The 19,244-nt window shown below is 55.4% G+C and carries 19 protein-coding genes; 7 read left to right on the top strand and 12 right to left on the bottom strand.

Annotated features, from left to right (window positions below):
• Nucleotides 1–270 precede the first annotated feature (270 nt).
• The 8 genes from WKI47_RS06595 to WKI47_RS06560 form a co-directional block, all read right to left on the bottom strand.
• Nucleotides 271–1,812: a hypothetical protein gene (locus tag WKI47_RS06595; RefSeq protein ID WP_340226380.1), complete on the bottom strand. Its 1,542-nt coding sequence runs from the start codon at nt 1,810–1,812 to the stop codon at nt 271–273.
• 278 nt (nt 1,813–2,090) lie between these two features.
• Nucleotides 2,091–3,329: an amidohydrolase family protein gene (locus tag WKI47_RS06590; RefSeq protein WP_340226379.1), complete on the bottom strand. Its 1,239-nt coding sequence runs from the start codon at nt 3,327–3,329 to the stop codon at nt 2,091–2,093.
• On the bottom strand, nt 3,326–4,387 hold the full coding sequence (locus WKI47_RS06585) for a pyridoxal-phosphate-dependent aminotransferase family protein (RefSeq protein WP_340226378.1): 1,062 nt from the start codon (nt 4,385–4,387) through the stop codon (nt 3,326–3,328). The genes WKI47_RS06590 and WKI47_RS06585 overlap by 4 nt, the downstream gene beginning before the upstream one ends.
• A gap of 417 nt (nt 4,388–4,804) precedes the next feature.
• The gene (locus WKI47_RS06580; protein ID WP_340226377.1) at nt 4,805–5,584 is read right to left on the bottom strand and encodes an ABC transporter ATP-binding protein; all 780 of its coding nucleotides are present in this window, start codon (nt 5,582–5,584) and stop codon (nt 4,805–4,807) included.
• Nucleotides 5,581–6,417: an ABC transporter ATP-binding protein gene (locus tag WKI47_RS06575; protein WP_340226376.1), complete on the bottom strand. Its 837-nt coding sequence runs from the start codon at nt 6,415–6,417 to the stop codon at nt 5,581–5,583. Before WKI47_RS06575 ends, WKI47_RS06580 begins: the two co-directional genes overlap by 4 nt.
• Nucleotides 6,414–7,325: an ABC transporter permease gene (locus WKI47_RS06570; protein ID WP_340226375.1), complete on the bottom strand. Its 912-nt coding sequence runs from the start codon at nt 7,323–7,325 to the stop codon at nt 6,414–6,416. Before WKI47_RS06570 ends, WKI47_RS06575 begins: the two co-directional genes overlap by 4 nt.
• Nucleotides 7,326–7,391: 66 nt before the next feature.
• On the bottom strand, nt 7,392–8,384 hold the full coding sequence (locus WKI47_RS06565; protein ID WP_340226374.1) for an ABC transporter permease: 993 nt from the start codon (nt 8,382–8,384) through the stop codon (nt 7,392–7,394).
• Nucleotides 8,381–10,009: an ABC transporter substrate-binding protein gene (locus WKI47_RS06560; protein WP_340226373.1), complete on the bottom strand. Its 1,629-nt coding sequence runs from the start codon at nt 10,007–10,009 to the stop codon at nt 8,381–8,383. The genes WKI47_RS06565 and WKI47_RS06560 overlap by 4 nt, the downstream gene beginning before the upstream one ends.
• A gap of 277 nt (nt 10,010–10,286) precedes the next feature.
• On the opposite strand from WKI47_RS06560, the gene WKI47_RS06555 reads away from it, so the two are divergent.
• Nucleotides 10,287–10,961, top strand: coding sequence for a hypothetical protein (locus WKI47_RS06555; protein ID WP_340226372.1), 675 nt, complete (start codon nt 10,287–10,289; stop codon nt 10,959–10,961).
• Between the two features lie 65 nt (nt 10,962–11,026).
• Here WKI47_RS06555 and WKI47_RS06550 read toward each other — a convergent pair whose 3' ends face one another.
• Nucleotides 11,027–11,863: an NAD(P)-dependent oxidoreductase gene (locus tag WKI47_RS06550; protein WP_340226371.1), complete on the bottom strand. Its 837-nt coding sequence runs from the start codon at nt 11,861–11,863 to the stop codon at nt 11,027–11,029.
• Nucleotides 11,864–12,009: 146 nt separating this feature from the next.
• Here WKI47_RS06550 and WKI47_RS06545 point away from each other — a divergent pair, with 146 nt between their 5' ends.
• The 3 genes from WKI47_RS06545 (at nt 12,010) to WKI47_RS06535 (ending at nt 14,516) form a co-directional block, all read left to right on the top strand.
• Nucleotides 12,010–12,876 carry a helix-turn-helix transcriptional regulator gene (locus tag WKI47_RS06545; RefSeq protein WP_340226370.1) on the top strand — a complete coding sequence of 289 codons (867 nt, stop codon included), beginning with the start codon at nt 12,010–12,012 and terminating at the stop codon, nt 12,874–12,876.
• Entirely contained in the window at nt 12,873–13,763 is an 891-nt protein-coding gene (locus tag WKI47_RS06540) for a prenyltransferase/squalene oxidase repeat-containing protein (RefSeq protein ID WP_340226369.1), read from the top strand. The genes WKI47_RS06545 and WKI47_RS06540 overlap by 4 nt, the downstream gene beginning before the upstream one ends.
• 87 nt (nt 13,764–13,850) lie before the next feature.
• Nucleotides 13,851–14,516 carry a copper amine oxidase N-terminal domain-containing protein gene (locus WKI47_RS06535; protein ID WP_340226368.1) on the top strand — a complete coding sequence of 222 codons (666 nt, stop codon included), beginning with the start codon at nt 13,851–13,853 and terminating at the stop codon, nt 14,514–14,516.
• 15 nt (nt 14,517–14,531) lie between these two features.
• Here WKI47_RS06535 and WKI47_RS06530 read toward each other — a convergent pair whose 3' ends face one another.
• Both WKI47_RS06530 and WKI47_RS06525 read right to left on the bottom strand, forming a co-directional pair.
• Nucleotides 14,532–15,239, bottom strand: coding sequence for a DNA alkylation repair protein (locus WKI47_RS06530; RefSeq protein WP_340226367.1), 708 nt, complete (start codon nt 15,237–15,239; stop codon nt 14,532–14,534).
• Nucleotides 15,240–15,351: 112 nt separating this feature from the next.
• Nucleotides 15,352–16,827 (bottom strand): DEAD/DEAH box helicase, encoded by a 1,476-nt coding sequence (locus tag WKI47_RS06525; protein ID WP_340226391.1) that lies wholly within the window; start codon nt 16,825–16,827, stop codon nt 15,352–15,354.
• 256 nt (nt 16,828–17,083) lie between these two features.
• On the opposite strand from WKI47_RS06525, the gene WKI47_RS26190 reads away from it, so the two are divergent.
• The 3 genes from WKI47_RS26190 to WKI47_RS26180 all read left to right on the top strand — a co-directional run bounded on the left by WKI47_RS26190 (nt 17,084) and on the right by WKI47_RS26180 (nt 17,961).
• Nucleotides 17,084–17,167 carry a putative holin-like toxin gene (locus WKI47_RS26190; RefSeq protein ID WP_371873213.1) on the top strand — a complete coding sequence of 28 codons (84 nt, stop codon included), beginning with the start codon at nt 17,084–17,086 and terminating at the stop codon, nt 17,165–17,167.
• A gap of 324 nt (nt 17,168–17,491) precedes the next feature.
• A complete protein-coding gene (locus WKI47_RS26185; protein WP_425355441.1) occupies nt 17,492–17,584 on the top strand; it encodes a putative holin-like toxin in 93 nt (30 codons plus the stop codon).
• A gap of 284 nt (nt 17,585–17,868) precedes the next feature.
• Nucleotides 17,869–17,961 (top strand): putative holin-like toxin, encoded by a 93-nt coding sequence (locus WKI47_RS26180; RefSeq protein ID WP_425355440.1) that lies wholly within the window; start codon nt 17,869–17,871, stop codon nt 17,959–17,961.
• Nucleotides 17,962–18,136: 175 nt separating this feature from the next.
• On the opposite strand, the gene WKI47_RS06520 is transcribed toward WKI47_RS26180, so the two are convergent.
• Nucleotides 18,137–19,141 carry a tRNA-dihydrouridine synthase gene (locus tag WKI47_RS06520; RefSeq protein WP_340226366.1) on the bottom strand — a complete coding sequence of 335 codons (1,005 nt, stop codon included), beginning with the start codon at nt 19,139–19,141 and terminating at the stop codon, nt 18,137–18,139.
• Between the last annotated feature and the right edge of the window lie 103 nt (nt 19,142–19,244).

The following is a 19,244-nucleotide window of genomic DNA, read 5'->3' as shown; positions in this document are numbered from 1 at the left end:
TGGCATACATGCCAACCGTAAATTTCCGAGTTCAAAGGCGTTTTTCACTGAACTTCTCCCTCCGCTTGGCTTACTCTCGAATTGAACATCATCTACAAGTAAAAAGGCGAACCCTCGGGTTCGCCTTTTTACTTTGTATTTTTTATGGATAAGGTCGCGTTCTCGTTAGGGCGTGTACGCAAACTCAGGCGACGTGCATCTTGAGCTGAATTTTCGCCCTTCGGAGTTTGCGTACACGCCCTGGTTCGGATATGGGTTAGTGATTCTTCGCTACTCTCTACTGCTCCATGCGCGTACGACCTTTTCTGCTCCGGTGACGAGAAGGCGTTCACTTTGAAAACATATGGCGGTGATACCGCCTTTTAAGGCTTTGAAGGAGCGGGCTTCGGCGTTTAGTTGAAGTTCGATGATGGTTCCGTTTGCCAGTCCTAGTATCACGTGGGTCCCGGTGGGGTGCCAGGTTGCGGAATAGATTGCGCTGCTGAATGTTCCGGATATCGGTAAGCGGTACACGAATTGGCCTGTACGGGCATGCAAAAGCGAAAAGGATTCGGGGCAGTTGCGGTCTTCGGCTAATCCGCCTATGGCTAGATAACGTCCGCAAGGGCTGAGTGCAACGGTGTAGACGCGCATATTGTCGTGCAGGTCTGTTGACCAGATAAAACGATCCTCGGCAAGGTCAAAGCAGGCGATCTGGTAGTAGCGGTTCGAGACATAGAGATAACGGCCGTCGGGCGACAAGATCAGTTCATCTATAGCGGAGCCTTCGTAGGAGCCGAACGCTTCCGCAAATTGCTGCTGCGCGATGACTGGGCGCCAGCTTTGGCTTTGTGGGTCGACTTCGATTAAATGGTGGGTTGTCGGATCTAGCGCTTTGTGCAGCCACGGGTGGGCGTTGACGGCATCGTCCGAGATCAACAGGCGATTGCCATCCACTACAGCGGAAGGAGCGCTATGTCCAAAATCTTGTTCGCTTGTATTTTTACGCGGCACGACAGCCAGAAAGCATTCGGTATCCGGTACCCAGGCAAAAGGCGGGCTAAGCGGCAACGGAACGGATGAAAGGGTTTGTAAAGGCGACAGGCTATGGATTAAAAGATGCGCATTGTATCCTTGGGATAACGGGCCGTCCGACAGCAAAATCTTCTGATCGGCTCGCAACGCAAGACTCCGGCCTCCGCCTGTCAGTTCCTCCTCGCATTTCAGATCGTCACCGACGCGAAGTTGAATGCCGGGAATATCGCTGACGAAAGATCCTCCTTTGTAGCCTTGCAATACACGTTCATCATCGAGGGCAATCAAAGCCGAGTACGATGCGCGCGGTTCCGTTTTGGCGATCAACCGATCCTTTTTCCGATACCGTACAGCCGAACGGTCTTCGGTCCATGAAAAAAAACGGACCGGCACGGCGCCTTTGGCAGCGACATCCGGCAAAGCATACAATTGGGCCACATCTTCGAGCGGCAGCGGTTGGTAGAGGTCTCCGCTTTGCAAGTCCAGCACCGACCAACCGAAAGCGGTTGCCAGATGAAGACGGAGCTGCGTATAGGCCCACATTGCGCCGTCTCCTCGCAGATTGGCCCATGGCACATGGGTATCCAGCACATTGCAGCCTGCTCCTTCGTCCACATCTCCCGCTTCGTTCACATAAGAGAGATTGATGATCATCCAGCGGTCTCCAAGCTCGTACAACCATTGGCGCGCCGACGTTTTTTGCAAAATCGGCAGGCTGCCGAGGATGTCTTCGCATTGTTGCAGGGTTCGGATATTGTCGTAGCTCGGCCAGCTACCGATTCTCGCATCCTGACTCATCCGTCTATTCACTCCGTTCGAGGGAAGATTTCGATATGGGACCAGCATACATGAGAATCCGGGTGATGTGCAAAAAAGGAAACGCAATATTTGCTTGCCTAGATGGGATTGAAATAAGGAGTTTTCCGAGTTCAAAGGCTTCTTGAACTGAATTTCTCTCTCCGTTTTCTCGCTTCCCGCTACGTTGGAGTTTCTCGACATCTAAAAGCACAAAATGCGTTTCCTTGATTTAGCATTGAAAGTTAGGAAGATAAGGATTTATTTCAGACCTCCATTCTCTAATCAGCGAGAGTCGACAGTTCTTTTTCATCACTACCGGTTAGAACCGCCTTTATGCTTTGGCGTAATTGGGCTTCGCTTTTGGCAAGATACGGATCGGCGGCGAAGACGACTGCATCGGCCAGGTAGCCTGCTGCGATTGTGCCTAGTTCATCGGATCTTCCGAGGATGTGGGCAGCTTCGGATGTGGCGGAGCTCCAGATTTCCTGGTGAGTCATGCCGTAGTCCAAAAGCGTGTACAGTTCCTGAAGATTGCGGCCGTGCAGGTGCGGGGTCGCGTAGTCTGTGCCGAAGCCGATACGGACTCCGGCTTTTTGGGCGTGGGCGACAGCGTTGGCGTGGGCTTCTACCGCTCGTGCGGCGCGTTCGCGAATCACGGGCGGAAGAGCCAGTACACCTTGCGGATCGGCGGCGATTCGGTAGATCGAAGCGGTCGGCACGAAAGCCACGTTCGCTTCGGCCAATCGGCTGGCTTGATCGGAGGTTAAGAACATGCCGTGTTCGATCGATTGCACGCCGGCTTGAGCGGACCAGTCGATCGACACGCCGCCCCAGGCATGCACGAATACTTTACGGCCGTTTTCATGCGCATACCGAACCAGGAAAGCAAATTCTTCTTCGGAAAAGACCGGATCGGTGACCTTCTCCGTAGGTGCGCCTAACCCGCCTGTTGCCATGATCTTGATCCAGTTGGCCCCGGAAGCAAACACTTCGTCGGCTTTGCGCTTCAGATGTTCGATGCCTAACGACGTATCCGCCGCGCCGAACATATGACTGGCATTGTCGATCCGCAGCGGATGACCGTATGTGCGAACCAAATGACTTGCGACGCTCGGCGCAAGACCTCCGGCATCCCGCACCGTCGTTACGCCCGTGCGCAATGTGGCTTCAAAAGCCTGTGCCTGCATCGTCTCGACTTCGGCCGGATCGCGCTTGTCCTGATCGGCGTGATCGAAGTCGGTCCAAGCCATATGCGTATGCAGATCGATCAATCCGGGCGACATCCATAGGCCGCTTCCGTCGATGATTTCTGCTTTTTCCCATTCTGATGCGTTTGTTGAAGATGCGTTTGTTGAAAAAGAATCGGACGGCGCAGAAGCGATAGCTGTTGCTCCTTGCTCCGTTTCTGTTACCGATACGAATCGTCCGTGCTTGATCTCGATATCAAAAAGCTTATCCGCTATGCCTACGATAGATATTCCTCGAATGCTTTTAAACGCCGGCTTTTTCACAATCATTGCGCGGCCTCCCAGACTTCTTGTACAGCTGCGATCGCTGCGGTCGCTTCCTGTTCCAATAATGCTGCCAACGTCTTGATCGCCGTCTCCACGCCTTCTTGCGATGCGCTGGCGCCGAAATGGTTGATACGCAGCAGCTGACCCCGCAGCTCACCGTCTCCGGGCGCTACGATACCGATCGGCTGCTCGATACGCAGCAGCTGTTCGTCGCCGATCCGTACGGTCGTCGTCAATGTCGAACGCCGCGCGGCATCGCGCTGCCAGCCTTGAAGCCCCAATGCCCGCAATCCCGCTGCTGTAGATTCCGCCGCGATTTCGTGACGACGAATCACTTGTTCCAGTCCTTCCGCTTCGGTGGCCGCCAGCGTCGCGATCAGCGCGCGGGCTTCCAGCGTCGGAATGCTCGGCGGCACGCGAAAAGGCTGACCTTCGCCCGGAGCACGCAAGTCGAGCAGCGACAAGATCGAATTTCGCGGCGCGCGGGCATTCGATTCGATAAATGCCCAACCGCGCGGCGATACCGCGACGGCGCTGACGCCGTTCGGTCCGCCGAGTGCTTTTTGCATGCCGACTGCGACCAGATCCGCTCCCCACGAATCAATCGGCAGCTCTTCCCCGCCGACTGCGGACACGGAATCGATCACGCTGATCAGATCGTATCGGCGTGCCAGTTCGAGAATTTCTTTTGCCGGATTGGAGCCGCCTGTCACGACTTCCGCATGGACAAATGAGATCGCATGCGGCTTCGAACGCTCGATCGCCGTTTGTACCGCTTGCGCAGTCACGACTTCATCGAACGGCACGCGAAGCTCGAAGACTTCCGCTCCGCCGCGTTCCAGCCATTCGCCGAACAGCGTGCCGTAAGGCCCGGTGACGATATTCAAAAAGCGACGGCCCGGCGCCGCGATGCTTGCCGCGATCGCTTCGATGCCCAAAATGGCTTCGCCCGGGATAACGACCGGCGGATATTGCGTATGCAGCAGCTCGCCGAGCAGCTTCGTTAAAGTATCGTATTCGGCGCGTGTCAAAGGCACGAAGCCGGGTTGTATGGTATTCATGGTTTGCCTCCGTTCGGTTCGGTATTTAAGGTGTTTGATTAAAATGTTGACGTGACGCTCACATTTTTGCTCAAATCGAGCCGTAAATATGAAAATGCTGACGAAATGCGCATATTTTATCGCTGATTCGGCTTAAAAGCCAAAAATCGGCCAAAAATGTTGACGTAATGCTCTCTTTTGTGGATATCGAAGCGAATTATCGTAAAAAAAGTGTGCAAAACGTCAACATTTCTGTGCTTGTCTTTGTCGCGCCGATGCGGGCGCGGACGCAGAGCTGCTTGCACAGAAACAGCAGATCTTGACGCTTGCCTTTGTTGCGCTGGTGCGGGTGCGGACGGGTAGGGGGAAAGGGAACTAATAGTAGCACCAGCACCACCAGCCATTATCCCCTGCCATCCCCGCCTCGATCCACGAAGCTTACCTTGCAGCGCCGCCTGCCCCTCCTGCCGTCGGCATCTTCGGCACGGCCGCCAGCAGTTCGCGTCCGTACGCCGATTGCGGCTGCGCGAAAAAGCGTTCGTTCGGCGCGACTTCGACCAGCATGCCTTGCCGCATCACGGCGACCGTATCGCTGACCGCATGGATCACGCCCAAGTCGTGCGAGATGAATAACATCGTCAGGTTCAGTTCGGCTTTGATGTCGCGGAACAGTTCCAACACGCTGCGCTGCACCGATACGTCGAGCGCGCTGGTCGGCTCGTCGGCGATCAGCAGCGCCGGCTCGACGCTGATCGCGCGGGCGATCGCGATCCGCTGCCGCTGCCCGCCGGAAAATTCGTGCGGGTAACGATCCAGCGAACCCGAAGCGAGCTTGACTTGCTCCAGCAGTTCCAGGCTTCGGCGCTCCGTATCGGCGCGTCCCTGCGTGATGCGGTGAAAACGCAGCGCTTCGGACAGGATCTGCCGCACGGTATGCCGGGGATTCAGCGAAGCGTCGGGATTCTGGAAAATCATCTGGATTTGCTTGCGCTGCTCGCGGCTGCGGCGCTTGGCAAGCGGCCGGTCGCCGAGCAGCAGACGGTCTTCGCTCGGCAGAATCAATCCCGCGACGGCTCGGGCCAACGTCGATTTGCCCGAGCCGGACTCGCCGACGAGGCCGAGCGTCGTATGCGCCGGGACGTTCAGCGTCACGCCGTCCAGCGCGGCGAATCCGCCGTAGCGAACCGTCATGTTGTCGACGATCAGATCCTTGCTCATGGCTTTTCCTCCTTTTGTCCGGCTTCCCACTCGCTTTCCGGCAACGGAAGCACGGCTTCGATCAGCATTTGCGTATACGGATCGCCCGGACGGGTCAGAATATCCAGCGCCGGTCCCGCTTCGACGGCGCGCCCCTGCTGCATCACGATCAGGCGCGAGCACATTTCGGCGGCGACCGCCAGATTGTGCGTGACGAATACCAGCGCGAAGCCCAGCTCGCGCTGCAACCGGATCAGAAGATCGACGATCTGCCGTTGCACGGTCACGTCGAGCGCCGTCGTCGGCTCGTCGCACAGCAGAATATCCGGGCGGCAAGCCAATGCCAACGCGATTACGATCCGTTGGCACTGGCCGCCGGACAGTTGGTTCGGATAACGGTCTTCGCGTTGCAGCGAATCGGGCAAGCCCAGCAGCGACAGCAACTTGAGCGCTTCGTCGCGCGCTTCGCGGCGGCTTTTGCGCTGGCGGTAACGGACGACTTCCGTTACCTGCTTCACGACCGGGCAGAGCGGATCGAGCGCGCCACGCGGGTCCTGGAACACCATCGCGGGACTGGCCGCGTGGCGCACTTGCCCTCCGGCGAGCCGGACGCCGCGCGGCAGCAGTCCCAGCACGGCGCGCAGCGTCAGCGATTTGCCGGAGCCGGATTCGCCGACGAGGCCGATGCTTTCGCCGCGTCGCAGGGAGAAGGAAATGCCTTCGACCAGATTTTGTCCGGAAGGAGTAGACAGCGTCAGATTGTCGACGACCAGAAGGGATTCGTCCTCTCCATGCTCTGACTGCCCGCCGAACGTGCCTTGTTTCTCGTTTTGTTCTTTTTTCCCCACAATCATGATTTCCTCCTCCACAGATCGGACAGTCCGTCGCCGATCAGCGACAGCGATATTCCGGTGTAGACGACGGCGAAGCCCGGCACGGCGGACAGCCACCAGGCGGTCGTCATGAACGATTGCCCGTCGGCGATCATCGTGCCCCAGTCCGGCGTGGGCGGCGCGATCCCGATGCCGAGATAGCCCAGCGTCACGATCGCGACCAGCACGCCGACCATATCCGTCATCAGCACGACCACGGCTTGCGGCAAAATGTTCGGCAACAGATGGCGCAGCAGGATTTGCCAGCCGGGCAAGCCGAGCGTTTGCGCCGAAGCGACCCATTCCTGCTGCCTTAGCGACGCGGTCAAGCCGCGCGAGACGCGGGCGAACACGATCCAGCCGACCAGCATGAACGTGATATAGATGCCCTGCGCGCCCGCTCCGCTGGCAAACGCGACGATGATAACGATCAGGTAAAACGGAAACGCGATAAACGTGTCCGTCACCAGCGATACGACCGTATTGACCCAGCCGCCGTAATACCCCGCCAGCATGCCGATCGCGATGCCCGAGACGAACGGAATGATCTCGGCCAGCACCATGATGCCGAGATCGGTGCGGGCGGCATAGATCAGGCGGGTGAACAGGTCACGGCCGAGCTGATCCGTGCCCAGCCAGTGCTGCGCGGACGGCGGTTGAAGAAACGCGCTTAGATCCTGCGTGATCGGATCGTACGGACTGAGCCACGGAATAAGGATCGCGGCGAGGATGAGCAGGAGCATCATAATGCTTCCGGCGATCAGCGCAGGAATCCGGCGTGCCCGGCTCCAACCGCGCTGACCGGAAGACTTTGGATTCGGAGGCAAAAGCGATTCGGTTTCGGTTCCGGCGGCGATTTCGGAGTTGAGCGGCAGATCGTTGATTTTCATCGCGAACACCCCGCTTTTTCCGAGATGACCCAAGACCGGTTCGACGATAATGGATTTCGGTTCATGTTATCGCTTCTCCTTCGTTCTCGGGTCCAGCCACCAGGCGACGATATCGACCAGCAGGCCGATCGCCACCACAGCGACTGCGCAATACAGCGCGATACCCTGGATAACCGGGAAATCCCGGCTTGATATGGATGTGAACAGCAGACTGCCGATGCCTTTGATGCCGAAGACCTGCTCTACCACCAGCGTTCCGCCGATCAGGTAAGACAGGTTCACGCCGAACAGCATCAGCGTCGGCAGCGCCGCGTTGCGCAGTACATGCTTGAACAAGATGACGCGGCGGGGAATACGGGCGGCCCGAAGCGTCACGACGAAATCGGATTCCAGCACGTCCAGCATCTGCGCGCGCAGCGAGCGGACAAGCGTCGGAATCTGGGAAAAAGCGACCGTGATCGCGGGCAGCGTCAGACTGTACAGCATGCCGCTCCACCCTTCTTTCACGCCGCCGACCGGAAACCAATGCAGCCGGACGCCGAACAGCAAAATAAGCAGCAATCCGACCCAAAAGACGGGCATACCCAGCGTGATCGCGGGAAAAACGCGGATCAGATGGTCGAGCAGCTTGTCTTTGTTCGTGGCGGCGAGCACGGCGAGCACCAGCGAAAAAGCGATCGCCAGCACGCAGGCCAGCGCGATCAGCAGCAGCGTGACGGGCGTGCGGGCGGCGATCAGCTCGCGCACCGACACGCCGGAGACGATCGAATTTCCCGTGTCGCCCTGCGTGAACAGCGTCCGCACAAAGCGCATAAATTGTTCCCACAACGACAGGTCAAGCCCCAGCGTATGCCGCAGCGCCGCGATCGATTCGTCGGTCGCGTATTCGCCGAGAATCATTTTGGCCGGATCGCCCGGTACGATCCGAATCAGGAAAAACACGGCCGTCGTGACGCACAAAATCACGATCAGCGCACGCAGCGCCGCGATCGCGATCCACCTCCATGATGACGGAAAGCCCGCCTCTCGGCGGGCTGTTCGGATATTGATCTTCGTCATTGGGCGATCCGTACGTCTTCGAAACGCAGGCTTCCGTTCGGCAAGGCAACAAGACCTTCCACGGAAGAACGTACGCCTTTCAATACATCCGGGTAGTAGAGCGGAATATAAGGCACGTCATCCGCAAGAATTTGCAGCAGATCGGTGTAGATCTTTTGGCGACCGTCGCCGTCCGCCGCCGTTTGTCCTTCGTGCAACAGCTTGGTCACTTCGTCGTTCGTGTAATGCGTCCAGTACGATTTGCTGAAGCCGTCCGGATCGGTCTGGAACGCGATGATCGAGTTCGCTTCCGGCGAATCGGCTTGCCCGCTGTTGAGCATCGCGGAGAAATCGTAAGCGAAGAAACGCTCGCGGAACGAAGCCAGCTCGACCGATTCGATCTTCAATTCGATGCCGATCGACTGCGCCGCGGCTTGAATGATCTGCGCTTCCTGCGCCCGGGTATCGTTGCCGGACGCGATCAGCAACGTGCTGGAGAATCCGGTCGGGAACTTGGATTGCGCCAGTTCTTTTTTCGCTTCGTCCAGATTGAAGTTCAGCGGCTTGATGATATCGTTCGAGTTATAAGGAATAGTCGTCGGCAGCAGCGAATTCGCCGCTTGCGCGTAACCGAACGTCAGCGCATTGGTCAATCCTTCGCGGTCGATCGCCAGCGCCAATGCGCGGCGGACGTGTTCGTCGGAGAAATGCTCGTCCAGCGTGTTGAAGAACAATTGCTCCGTTACCCAACTGCCGTTGGTGATGACTCCGGTGCCGTCGCCGTTTTTGAGTTCTTCGGCATTTTGCAGCGCCAGCGATTCGATGCCGTCGACTTCGCCCGCTTTGAGTTGGTTCAGCGCCTGGCTGTCGTCTTGTACCAGTTTGTAGACCAGTTTATCGAGATACGGCTTGCCTTCTTGCCAGTAGTGCTCGTTTTTGACGAACGTGACGTCGCCTGTCGGGTCCCAGCTCTCTACCGCGAACGGGCCTGTGCCGACCGGCTTTTTGAAAAACTCTTCTTCCGTTTTGCCGCCGAAGTCGGCCGGGATGATCCCGTTCGAGAAGTTCGACATTTCGGACAGGAACGGCGTGTACGGTTCTTGCAGCGTCACGACCAGCGTATGATCGTCCTGCGCCGTTACTTTGTCCACTTTCGCGGAAATTTCGAGCGGGCCGCCGACCTTCAGGTGGCGCTCCAGCGAGAACGCCGCGTCTTTCGCCGTCACGTCGGTGCCGTCGGAAAATTTAAGGCCGTCTTTCAGCACAAACGTATACGTCAGGCCGTCCGCGCTCACTTCGTGCGATTGCGCCAGCCAGTCCACGATATTGCCGTCTTTGTCGAACGATACAAGCGGCTCGAATACTTTATCGATAGCAAACGCATTGTTCGCCGTAATTTCGTTATGCAGATCGAACGACGTGACGGCCGCGGGACGCGCATAGGTGAACGTTCCGCCTTCCGCCGGTTCCGTCGCTGCCGTTTCGTTTCCTGAAGTCGTGGCTTGCGTGCCAGTCGACGAGTCGGTTCCGGTCTGCGCCGTGGAGCCTCCGCCCCCGCCCGAGCAGCCTGCGAGCACCGCAAACACCAATACTGCCGGAACGGCCCAGCCGAATCCTTTTCCCGTCAAAGCCTTGAATCGAGACATCGTTGAATCCCCCTTTTTCCCAACGCTTATAAAGCTGATGAATTTAGTATGGATTGATTATGTGCCAGTTTCGACAGGCTGTCAAACCCTTTTTGCTTGCTTGGATAAATAAAAAGGCTTTCATTATATAAGTCAAAACCAACATATGGAATAGCGGTGTGCAAGCTGGGAATGTGACGCAGATTCTAGCCTTTCGCAAGCCCTTCGTGTACTCTTCTATTCAGCGATCCAAACATTTATCCGCTATCCAAAAAATGAAATCGAGGTGTTGAACGTTATGCCGGAATCTTACTCTCCCGTCGTTCGGTTCGGAAGCTTCGCGCTGATCGTGTCGGGCATTCTTTTTATCGCGTTATCGGCGTTTCTTCTGCCTGTTCCAAGCCCGCCGGTCATGAATGCGGAATGGGCGGGCTGGTTGGAACGATGGCGCTTCAATCTGTCGATGGCGGACGAACTGATGTTTTTCGCTCCGATGGCGCTGATCCCCGCCGTATTCGCGCTGCATCGGGTATTGGCGAAAAACGCTCCGGTCTCCGCCTTGCTCGGTTGCGGCATCCTTGCGCTCGTCGTACCGAATTACCTGCTGTGCGCGATCGCGCTCGGCCGTCTCGTCTACCCCGTGTACGGCATCGCCATTTCGACGGATATGCTCAAATTGATGTTCAGCTTGTACGCGGGCAGCCAACATATGACGCTTCTGGTGCTTTGCGCGGCGACCGTCTGTTTGAGCCTTGCGATATGGCGCAGTCCGCTCGGACGCCTGACGGCGATCTTGGGCTTCGTGGCCGCCGCGCTGGATCTCGTCGCGTCGTACCCTTGGCTGATCGGCAACGCCGCCATGTTCGTTACCCAGCTTTTTCATGCGTTGTGGTGGATATGGCTCGGGGTCAGACTGTTGCAAACCGGACCGTTATCGAAAAAACAACAAGATAAAATCCGCTTTGAGCGATAAAAAAAGCCGACCGCCCGAAAAGCCGGGCAATCGACGATACGAAAAACGGGTTGGGACGGTTCGTTTTACAACGCGCCTTGCTCTTTGGCCTCATGAAACGAAGCATATTTCGCTTGAAAACCCAACTCTTGCTTGATGCGCGCCGGATCGAGAACTTGCTGCAGATCGGGTTCTTCTTCGGCGGAATCCTGTGTCGGCAGCCCGTTCAACCGAAGCAGTTCGCCGACAGCAATCGGCGTATCGTCGACCGCGTTAAAGACGCGGCCGGCGATATCCGGCGTAACGGCCGCAAGCAGCAAAGCCTGACACACGTCTTCGTGATGCACGAGCGACATCGGACATGCGGCGTTCCATTGACTCAGCAAAGGAGCCGCTTCCTGAATATGCCGGTCGCCGTCGCCGTATACGAAACCGATTCGGATGATGCGCAAATCCAACCCTTGTTCGCGATGCAGTTCTTGCAAAGCATTTTCCGCGGCTACTTTCGTGCGAGGGTAAGCCATAATCGGCTGAAGCGGATCATTCTCGCGGCACGGTACATCGCGCTTCATGCCGCTATATACCATTCCCGTGCTGCTGAACACAAAACGCTTCACTCCCGCTTGCAGCGCGGCATTAGCCAAAGCTTGCGTCGCGTCAAGGTTGGATGCCCAGGCTACTTCTTCGCTGACGCCGCGAAATTGGGCGGCCAAATGCACGACGGCGTCCGTGCCGCGCAGCGCTTCCGTCAAACGCTCCGCTTGCAGCAGATTCCCTTCCACGATTTCCGCTCCTTGTTCCTCCAAACCTTTTGCCCGCTCGGCATCTCTGACCAGAATCCGAACTTGATGGCCCTCTTTAAGCATATAGGCCGTAAAACGGCTGCCGACTTTGCCTGTTGCGCCTGTTACGAATATTTTCATGGTATAGTGAACTCCAATCCATAATGTTTTTTGGACGTCGCAACCGTTGCGATCTACCGCTACTATACGCAGGCCGGAAACGCTCAACCACACGGTGGTTATCCTATGATTCCGAGCATCAGGCTAAAATAAAGGAGGTACCCGCCATGAACACTACATCCCCGCAACAGTCGCTGGGCGACTTTTTGCGCGCGGCCCGCGAACGCGTCAGTCCGGAGGAGATCGGGCTGCCCGTCCACGGACGCCGCCGCACGCCGGGACTGCGGCGCGAAGAAGTCGCTCAACTCGCCAATATCGGCGTCTCGTGGTATACGTCGATCGAGCAAGGCAAAGATGTTCGCCCTTCCCGGCAAATCATCGAAAGCCTGGCTTCCGCTTTGCGCTTGTCCGAAGGAGAGCGGCGTTACTTGCTATTGCTGTTCGAAGCGGGAGAAGCGGTCGAATCGGAAGCGTATCGCCGGATCAGTTCCGGGTTAAAAAAATCCGTGTTCGCTTTGCAGCCGCATCCGGCTTACGTGCTTGACCGCTATTGGGATATGCTGGTGTGGAATCGCTCGGCCGAAGTGCTGTTTCATCTGCCTTCCGATTCGCCGGACCTCCAAGCCCGACCGAATCTGCTGCGTTACTTTTTGACCGATCCTTTATTCAGAAGCAGCAATCCGGATTGGCGGGAACGGATCAAAACGATGGTCGCCCGGTTCCGGGCCGATTCCGTTCGTTATCCGCTGGATGCCAGGCTGAACGAAACCATCGCCGCGTTTATGGAAGAAAGCGAATTATTTCGCGCGCACTGGCCGGATCATGAGGTCCGAATGGTCACCGACTGCCACAAAGAATGGAACGATGCCGATCTCGGCGCGGTAGAGTTTGAACATGTAAGCTTGCAGGTTGCGGAGCAGCCCGATTTGAAATTGATGATTTATACGGCCGACGGCGATACCTTGCGCAAAATCGAACAGCAATTGAAGAACACGCCGAATCGTTTATCATCTGCCGAAGGAGAATGTTTATGACGTTTAACCCCGACGTATCCGCCGCGATCGAAGCTTCTGTCGCTTTTTTGGAAAAGACTACGCATTTCGAGCCTGAGCATGACGGAGACAGCCGCAACAAATGGGACGGTGCCTGGTGGCATATGGCCGCTTTGTGCGAAATGGGCGAGGTTCGGCGTATCCCGGAGACAGCGATCGTTCAGGCAAAAAGGCTGCTTCAGACACAGGTTTGGCCGGTTTTTGTTATAGAAGAAAGCGATGCTCCCGTGCGTGCGGAAGACCGGGATCGCTGGGATTGCTGCCATTGCGAACTTGCGGTGTTTTATCAAATTCTGTCGGCCTACGGCTGCGATCCCGATACGGAAATGCCGTGGATTCGCGAATGGCTGCTGAAGCATCAACTGCCGGACGGCGGACTGAACTGCGATCCCGACGCTTATATCCATTCCCGCAAAAGCTCGACCGTCTCCACCCTGCCGCCGCTCGAAGCGATATTGCGCTGCACGGATCGGCCTTTTACGGAGCGGGAAAAAAGCTTTTTGGACGAAGGCGCGCGGTATCTGATCGAGCATCGGCTGGTGTGTTCGAAAAGCAGCGGGAACGTGATTAACGAAGAATGGCTGAAGCCGTGCTTCCCGAGGTTTTTCGAGTATGATCTGCTTCGAGGGTTGTCGTTTCTGACGGAATGGTCGAAGAAAAGGGAGAAGCTTTTGCCGGATGGGTTTGTGGAAGAAGCATTATCGCGGATAGACCCTTATCTGGACGAAAAAAAAGTTCGGATCGGTCGGCAGGTATGGGATGCGGACGGCGAGTGGGGCGGGGAGACGTTCGGGTTGTTGGAGGCATTGCCGGGGGTTGGGGAAGTGTCGGAAGCGTTAAGTCGGGAATTGGAAATTTCATTTCCATAAAACATATTTTATCCTTTTTTAGGTTTAATCTTTTAGCGAGAAGGGTAAAAGGGGGTGAAAAAAGAGTTGAAAGGAGTTCATTCCAACATGAATATCCCCAAGTCTCAACGTCGCCCCGCCTTTTATTTCCTGAGAATCGCGCTTGCTCTCGTTCTGCTTGCTTCGTTGCCTTTGGCTTCGATTGCGCGGGCGGACAACGGTTCGACGATCGGAGTCATACATAACGACAAGCGCATGCAGCTGGGTACGCCGCCTTACAGCAAAAACGGCACCACGCTCGTTCCGATGCGCCCCCTGTTCGAATCGCTCGGCATTCAGGTCAAATGGGACGCCGCTTCGCAAACGGTTCGCGGAACGAAAGGATCGCTTGATTTCACGTTAAAAGTAGGCAGCAAACAAGCGACGGTCAACGGGAAAACGGTTCTTTTGACCGAAGCGGCAGCGGCCAAAAACGGCAATACGTTCGTTCCGTTGCGTTTTATCGGAGAAGCCAGCGACGCCTTGATTTTGTGGAACCCTTATCTGCAAGAGGTGAACATGTACGACGAAGCCTTTTTACAGAAAAACAACGTCACGAAAAAGCAGGTACAAGACGATTACGCCGCCTATTTGCAACAACTCGCGGACAATCGCAAACAGGACCCGAAAACGGACAAACCCGACAATGACAACAAAGACCGTCAGCAAATGTGTACCCGTTGGCGTTACGATCCGGTGCTCGGAGGTATTTTGGATTGGTATCCTTGTCCGTAACCGTTCGACCGTCTATCAACAGCGTACGGCTTTTCTTTTAAATCCTAGTTGCCCTCGCTCTACGGCTTTACGGATATTTTCCGACGTTTGAAGAAACTTGGATTTTCCCGCTGCCTGACCGACTTCGACCGTCGAGATGACTTCGGCGGTATCGACGGCCCGGTCATGCAGCGGGACATAGGAAACGCCGACGGTATAAACGAAATTCGCCATCGCGTATTGCGTGCGTGCCGGCGCTTCCGCGAGGTTGGTTTCGACGCTTTTTAGCATCAGATCCAGTTTATCCGTATCGAACTCCTGGTCCGCGCGGCTGCCGATCAGCCAACAATAACAGCTCCACCCCGCCGACATGCGCAGTTCTTCCCCGCTCGCGATCCATTTGTCCGCCACCTGCTGCGCGATCTCCGTTTCCGACAGCGTGACCGCCACGATATGATCGGCGATCTTATAAAAAGTCGCGGCGTCGATCCAGCGGTCGAAATCCTGTTCCGTCATCTTGGCCGGATCGGCGATCACGCCCGCAAAATACATGGCGTCATAATTGCCCGTCGCATACAACTCCTCGGCCAGCTTCTGGTCTTTCTTGATCTTTTTCGCCAACGGCTTCATCGCTCCGGTCGCCACGCCGTATACCGGTTCTTGCGCACCGTCGGACAAGTATCTTTTTTTGGTGCGTTCCGTGCCCAGCGATTGCAGTTCGTCCATGACTTGTTGCAGGTTCATGACTCACTCCTCCTTTAGAATCAGAAAAGCCTAAAAACGCGAGAAGACTTCAATGTCCGAACTCGCGTTTTCGTGTTATGGATTATTACCCTTTTATTCGCTTTAACATGCTTTAAGTCCGCGCTTTTTGCACCTTGAGCAGCTTCCCTTTGACCGTCGTCTCCTGCATGGCTTTCAGCACATTCTCGCCTTTTCCGTTCAGGATGTCCACGTATGTGACCGTCTCCTGCACGCTGATAATCCCGATGTCTTCGGCCGTGATGCCTTCGATGCGCGCGATCGTGCCGACGAAATCGACCGGACGCAGCTTTTTCTTTTTGCCGCCGTTAAAATATAGCTTCATGATGTCCGCGTTCAGTTCTTCGCCTTTGGTCTTTTTCGCCACCGGGCGGTCGCGCAGCTTGCGGTCGAACGATGCTTGCGCTTCGGCTACGGCGTACGCGGAAGGTTCTTCGGCCAGCGGCAGCTCGAACCCGATATAGCTTTCGATCGCGCCGAGGAATTTATTTTCGAACGGCGTGGCGAAGGTGATCGCGATGCCGCTTTGTCCCGCGCGTCCCGTACGGCCCGTGCGATGCACGTAGCTTTCTTTTTCCATCGGCAGATCGTAGTTGATGACATGCGTGATCCGGTCGATGTCGATGCCGCGCGCGGCCACGTCTGTCGCGACCAAATAACGGAATTTCCCGGCGCGGAACTCGTTCATGACGCGGTTGCGGTCGTCCTGCTCCATGCCGCCGTGGATTTTGTTGACGGGATAGCCCAGACGATCGAGATGAGCGGCTGCGGCATCCACGTTGTCTTTCGTCCGGCAGAAAATGATGCAGCTATCCGGATTTTCGACGACGGTCACTTTTTGCAGCAGCGCCGGTTTGGACTTTTCGCCCACTCGGTACAATCTGTGCTCGATCTGCGTCTGGCGTTTGTCGTTCGGTGATCCGATCTCGATGTCCACAGGATCGGTCATGTAACGGTGGCACAGACGTTCGACGTCCTGCGGCAGCGTAGCGGAAAACAGCATCGTGACGCGGTCGGTCGGCAGCTCGCGGATAATCTTTTCCAATTGCTCGATAAAGCCCATGCTCAGCATCTCGTCGGCTTCGTCGATTACCAAGTACTGAATGCGTTCAAGGTCGATGGTGTCTTTCTCGATATGATCCATCACCCGACCCGGCGTGCCGACGATCACGTGATTGCGCTGCATCAACTCGCGCTTTTGCCGATCAAAGGGCTGTTTGCCGTAGATCGCCGCCGCTTTGATCCGTTTGAAACGTCCGATGTTCATGATGTCTTCTTTCACCTGATCGGCCAGTTCGCGCGTCGGGGTGAGGATCAGCGCTTGCGGACGGCTTTCTTCCCAGTCCAACAGTTGGCACAAAGGAATGCCGTAAGCCGCCGTTTTGCCGCTGCCTGTCCGCGATTTGACGGTGACGTCGCGGCCTGCGAGCGCTTGCGGGATGACCTGTTGTTGCACGGGAGTCGGGGATTTATAGCCTAACGTATCGAGGGCGCGGGTGATTTCGGGGCTGAGGTCGTAATCGGAAAAGGAGGGTTGTTCGTTGGGCGTTGCTGTATCGGGTTCGTTCATCGTTTCGTTATACGGTTGATTCTCGTTCATGTGGGCTTTAACTCCTTCGGTCTCGCTTGTTGTCATGCGGATATCGGATAAGCGTACCACAGATCGAAGAAAAAGAGGACTGGCGTTTTGTGATCGGGGGAAAGAATAATTACGTAAAAAAGATATTATTGGATTACTTATTTACGTACACGTGATATACTGATCAAGCAATAGAAAGGCTAATATGGACGGTCGGCTAATCTCCCCGGAAGGGAGGTGATGCTTCGTGGAAATCTATCAAACTCTGATGTTGATGATCTCATTCGCAACGTTGGTGATTCTGATTCTTTCGTTCCACAAAAAGAAATAGACCGCCCTCTGCAAGGGTAGCGGTCTATTTATGATGGATCACCCTTGAAGCCAACCGCCCTTAAAAGCGGCTATTGCATCAGGAGTCGTGTTGGTCGCACGGCTCCTTTTGCTTTGCGTTCTTTGTCTTTCGATTATAGCAACGAAGACGAAAAAATTCAATTGGCAATAATCGAAAATAGCGTAAAAAAGTCATTCGAATATGCCTTTTTTACGCATGCGTGATATACTAATCAAGCAATAGAAAGGCTAATATGGGCGGTCGGCTAATCTCCCGGAGAATAAGCATATGCTTCCGATGTAGTTTTCTTACGAAAACTTTTAGGTGAAGCCCGTGGAAATTTATCAAACTCTGATGTTGATGATTTCATTCGCAACGTTGGTGATTCTGATTCTTTCGTTCCACAAAAAGAAATAGACCGCCCTCTGCAAGGATAGCGGTCTATCAATGATGCGCACCTTTCAAAGCCAACCGCCCTTAAAAGCGGCTATTGCATCAGGAGTCGTGTTGGTCGCACGGCTCCTTTTACTTTGCGTTCTTTGTTCTTCGATTATAGCAGTGAGCATCGCAAAACTCAATCGTTAACCTTCGATAATAACGCAAGAAAGTTATTTTATTATTACTTATTTGCGTATACATGATATACTAATCAAGCAATAGAAAGGCTAATATGGGCGGTCGGCTAATCTCCCGGAGGGGAGGTGAGGCCTGTGGAGATATATCAAACTCTGATGTTGATGATCTCGTTCGCAACGTTGGTGATTTTGATTCTTTCTTTCCACAAAAAGAAATAGACCGCCCTGTCCAAGGGTAGCGGTCTATTTATAGTAGCTCCACCCGAAAGCCAACCGCCCTTAAAAGCGGCTATTGCATCAGGGGCCGTGTTACCAGCACGGCTCCTTTTGCTTTGCATTCTTTGTGCTTCGATTATAACAGTGACGCCCGGAAAATTCAATTTGGAAACCAGGCTCAGTTTTTGCTTTCCGTATGAACCTCCGCTGTTCGATTATCTGCCCGGCTCGCGAACTCCGCCAATCCTGCCCGCACTTCTTCCGTCGACTTGGCTTCCATCAACTTCGCTCGCAGTTCGCTCGCGCCACGGAATCCGCGCACGTAGATTTTGAAAAAACGAGGCAGCGCTTTGAACGGACGCGGTTCCAAATGCTCCGAATAATGATCGTGCAGATCCAGATGCAGCTTCAGCAGATCCAAAAGCTCGTCGCTGCCATGCTCCTTTTTCTCCTGTTCAAAAGCAAACGGATCATGGAAAATGCCGCGTCCGATCATGATTCCGTCCACGCCGTACTTTTCCGCAAGCTCCAAGCCTTTTTGACGATCCGGAATATCGCCGTTGATCGTGAGCAGCGTCTGCGGCGCGATCTCGTCGCGCAACTGCTTGATCGCCGGGATCAACTCCCAGTGCGCATCGACTTTGCTCATTTCTTCGCGCGTCCGCAGGTGAATCGACAGATTCGCGATGTCCTGCCGCAAAATATGCGTCAGCCAACCGCGCCATTCGTCGATCTCGGTGAAGCCGAGCCTCGTTTTGACGCTGACCGGAAGACCGCCGGCTTTGGCTGCTTCGATGATCTCCGCCGCAAGTTCCGGACGACAGATCAAACCGCTACCTTTGCCGTTTTCTGCGACGTTTGGCACCGGGCAACCCATGTTGAGGTCGATGCCTTTGAAGCCCGCTTCTGCCATACCGATGCTCATCTGGCGGAAATATTCCGGTTTGTCTCCCCAAATATGCGCCACGATCGGCTGCTCGTCTTCCGTGAACGCCAACCGCCCGCGCACGCTGTGACGCCCTTCCGGGTGGCAGTAGCTTTCGCTGTTAGCGAACTCGGTGAAAAACACGTCAGGCTTCGCCGCCGCGCTGACGACATGGCGGAAGACAACGTCGGTGACATCTTCCATCGGCGCCAATATGAAAAAAGGTTTCGGCAGGTCCTGCCAAAAATTTTGTATCATGTTCCAAACCTCTCTATTCTAAACGCATAGGCTGAATTCAATTTCGACTACACGCCTCATGTTCATGTAAAGTTTGCGGATTCCGCGTATTTCTTCCACACTG

It is taken from the genome of Saccharibacillus sacchari (genome assembly GCF_037722395.1).
Taxonomy (GTDB): Bacteria; Bacillota; Bacilli; order Paenibacillales; family Paenibacillaceae; genus Saccharibacillus; species Saccharibacillus sacchari_A.
This window is presented reverse-complemented; position numbering and strand designations above follow the sequence as displayed.

What these genes read in the sequence shown, in the direction of transcription:
- WKI47_RS06595 (WP_340226380.1), bottom strand. Translation starts at nt 1,812, where the DNA reads ATGAGTCAGGATGCGAGAATCGGTAGCTGGCCGAGCTACGACAATATC.
- WKI47_RS06590 (WP_340226379.1), bottom strand. Translation starts at nt 3,329, where the DNA reads ATGATTGTGAAAAAGCCGGCGTTTAAAAGCATTCGAGGAATATCTATC.
- WKI47_RS06585 (WP_340226378.1), bottom strand. Translation starts at nt 4,387, where the DNA reads ATGAATACCATACAACCCGGCTTCGTGCCTTTGACACGCGCCGAATAC.
- WKI47_RS06580 (WP_340226377.1), bottom strand. Translation starts at nt 5,584, where the DNA reads ATGAGCAAGGATCTGATCGTCGACAACATGACGGTTCGCTACGGCGGA.
- WKI47_RS06575 (WP_340226376.1), bottom strand. Translation starts at nt 6,417, where the DNA reads ATGATTGTGGGGAAAAAAGAACAAAACGAGAAACAAGGCACGTTCGGC.
- WKI47_RS06570 (WP_340226375.1), bottom strand. Translation starts at nt 7,325, where the DNA reads ATGAAAATCAACGATCTGCCGCTCAACTCCGAAATCGCCGCCGGAACC.
- WKI47_RS06565 (WP_340226374.1), bottom strand. Translation starts at nt 8,384, where the DNA reads ATGACGAAGATCAATATCCGAACAGCCCGCCGAGAGGCGGGCTTTCCG.
- WKI47_RS06560 (WP_340226373.1), bottom strand. Translation starts at nt 10,009, where the DNA reads ATGTCTCGATTCAAGGCTTTGACGGGAAAAGGATTCGGCTGGGCCGTT.
- WKI47_RS06555 (WP_340226372.1), top strand. Translation starts at nt 10,287, where the DNA reads ATGCCGGAATCTTACTCTCCCGTCGTTCGGTTCGGAAGCTTCGCGCTG.
- WKI47_RS06550 (WP_340226371.1), bottom strand. Translation starts at nt 11,863, where the DNA reads ATGAAAATATTCGTAACAGGCGCAACAGGCAAAGTCGGCAGCCGTTTT.
- WKI47_RS06545 (WP_340226370.1), top strand. Translation starts at nt 12,010, where the DNA reads ATGAACACTACATCCCCGCAACAGTCGCTGGGCGACTTTTTGCGCGCG.
- WKI47_RS06540 (WP_340226369.1), top strand. Translation starts at nt 12,873, where the DNA reads ATGACGTTTAACCCCGACGTATCCGCCGCGATCGAAGCTTCTGTCGCT.
- WKI47_RS06535 (WP_340226368.1), top strand. Translation starts at nt 13,851, where the DNA reads ATGAATATCCCCAAGTCTCAACGTCGCCCCGCCTTTTATTTCCTGAGA.
- WKI47_RS06530 (WP_340226367.1), bottom strand. Translation starts at nt 15,239, where the DNA reads ATGAACCTGCAACAAGTCATGGACGAACTGCAATCGCTGGGCACGGAA.
- WKI47_RS06525 (WP_340226391.1), bottom strand. Translation starts at nt 16,827, where the DNA reads ATGAACGAACCCGATACAGCAACGCCCAACGAACAACCCTCCTTTTCC.
- WKI47_RS06520 (WP_340226366.1), bottom strand. Translation starts at nt 19,141, where the DNA reads ATGATACAAAATTTTTGGCAGGACCTGCCGAAACCTTTTTTCATATTG.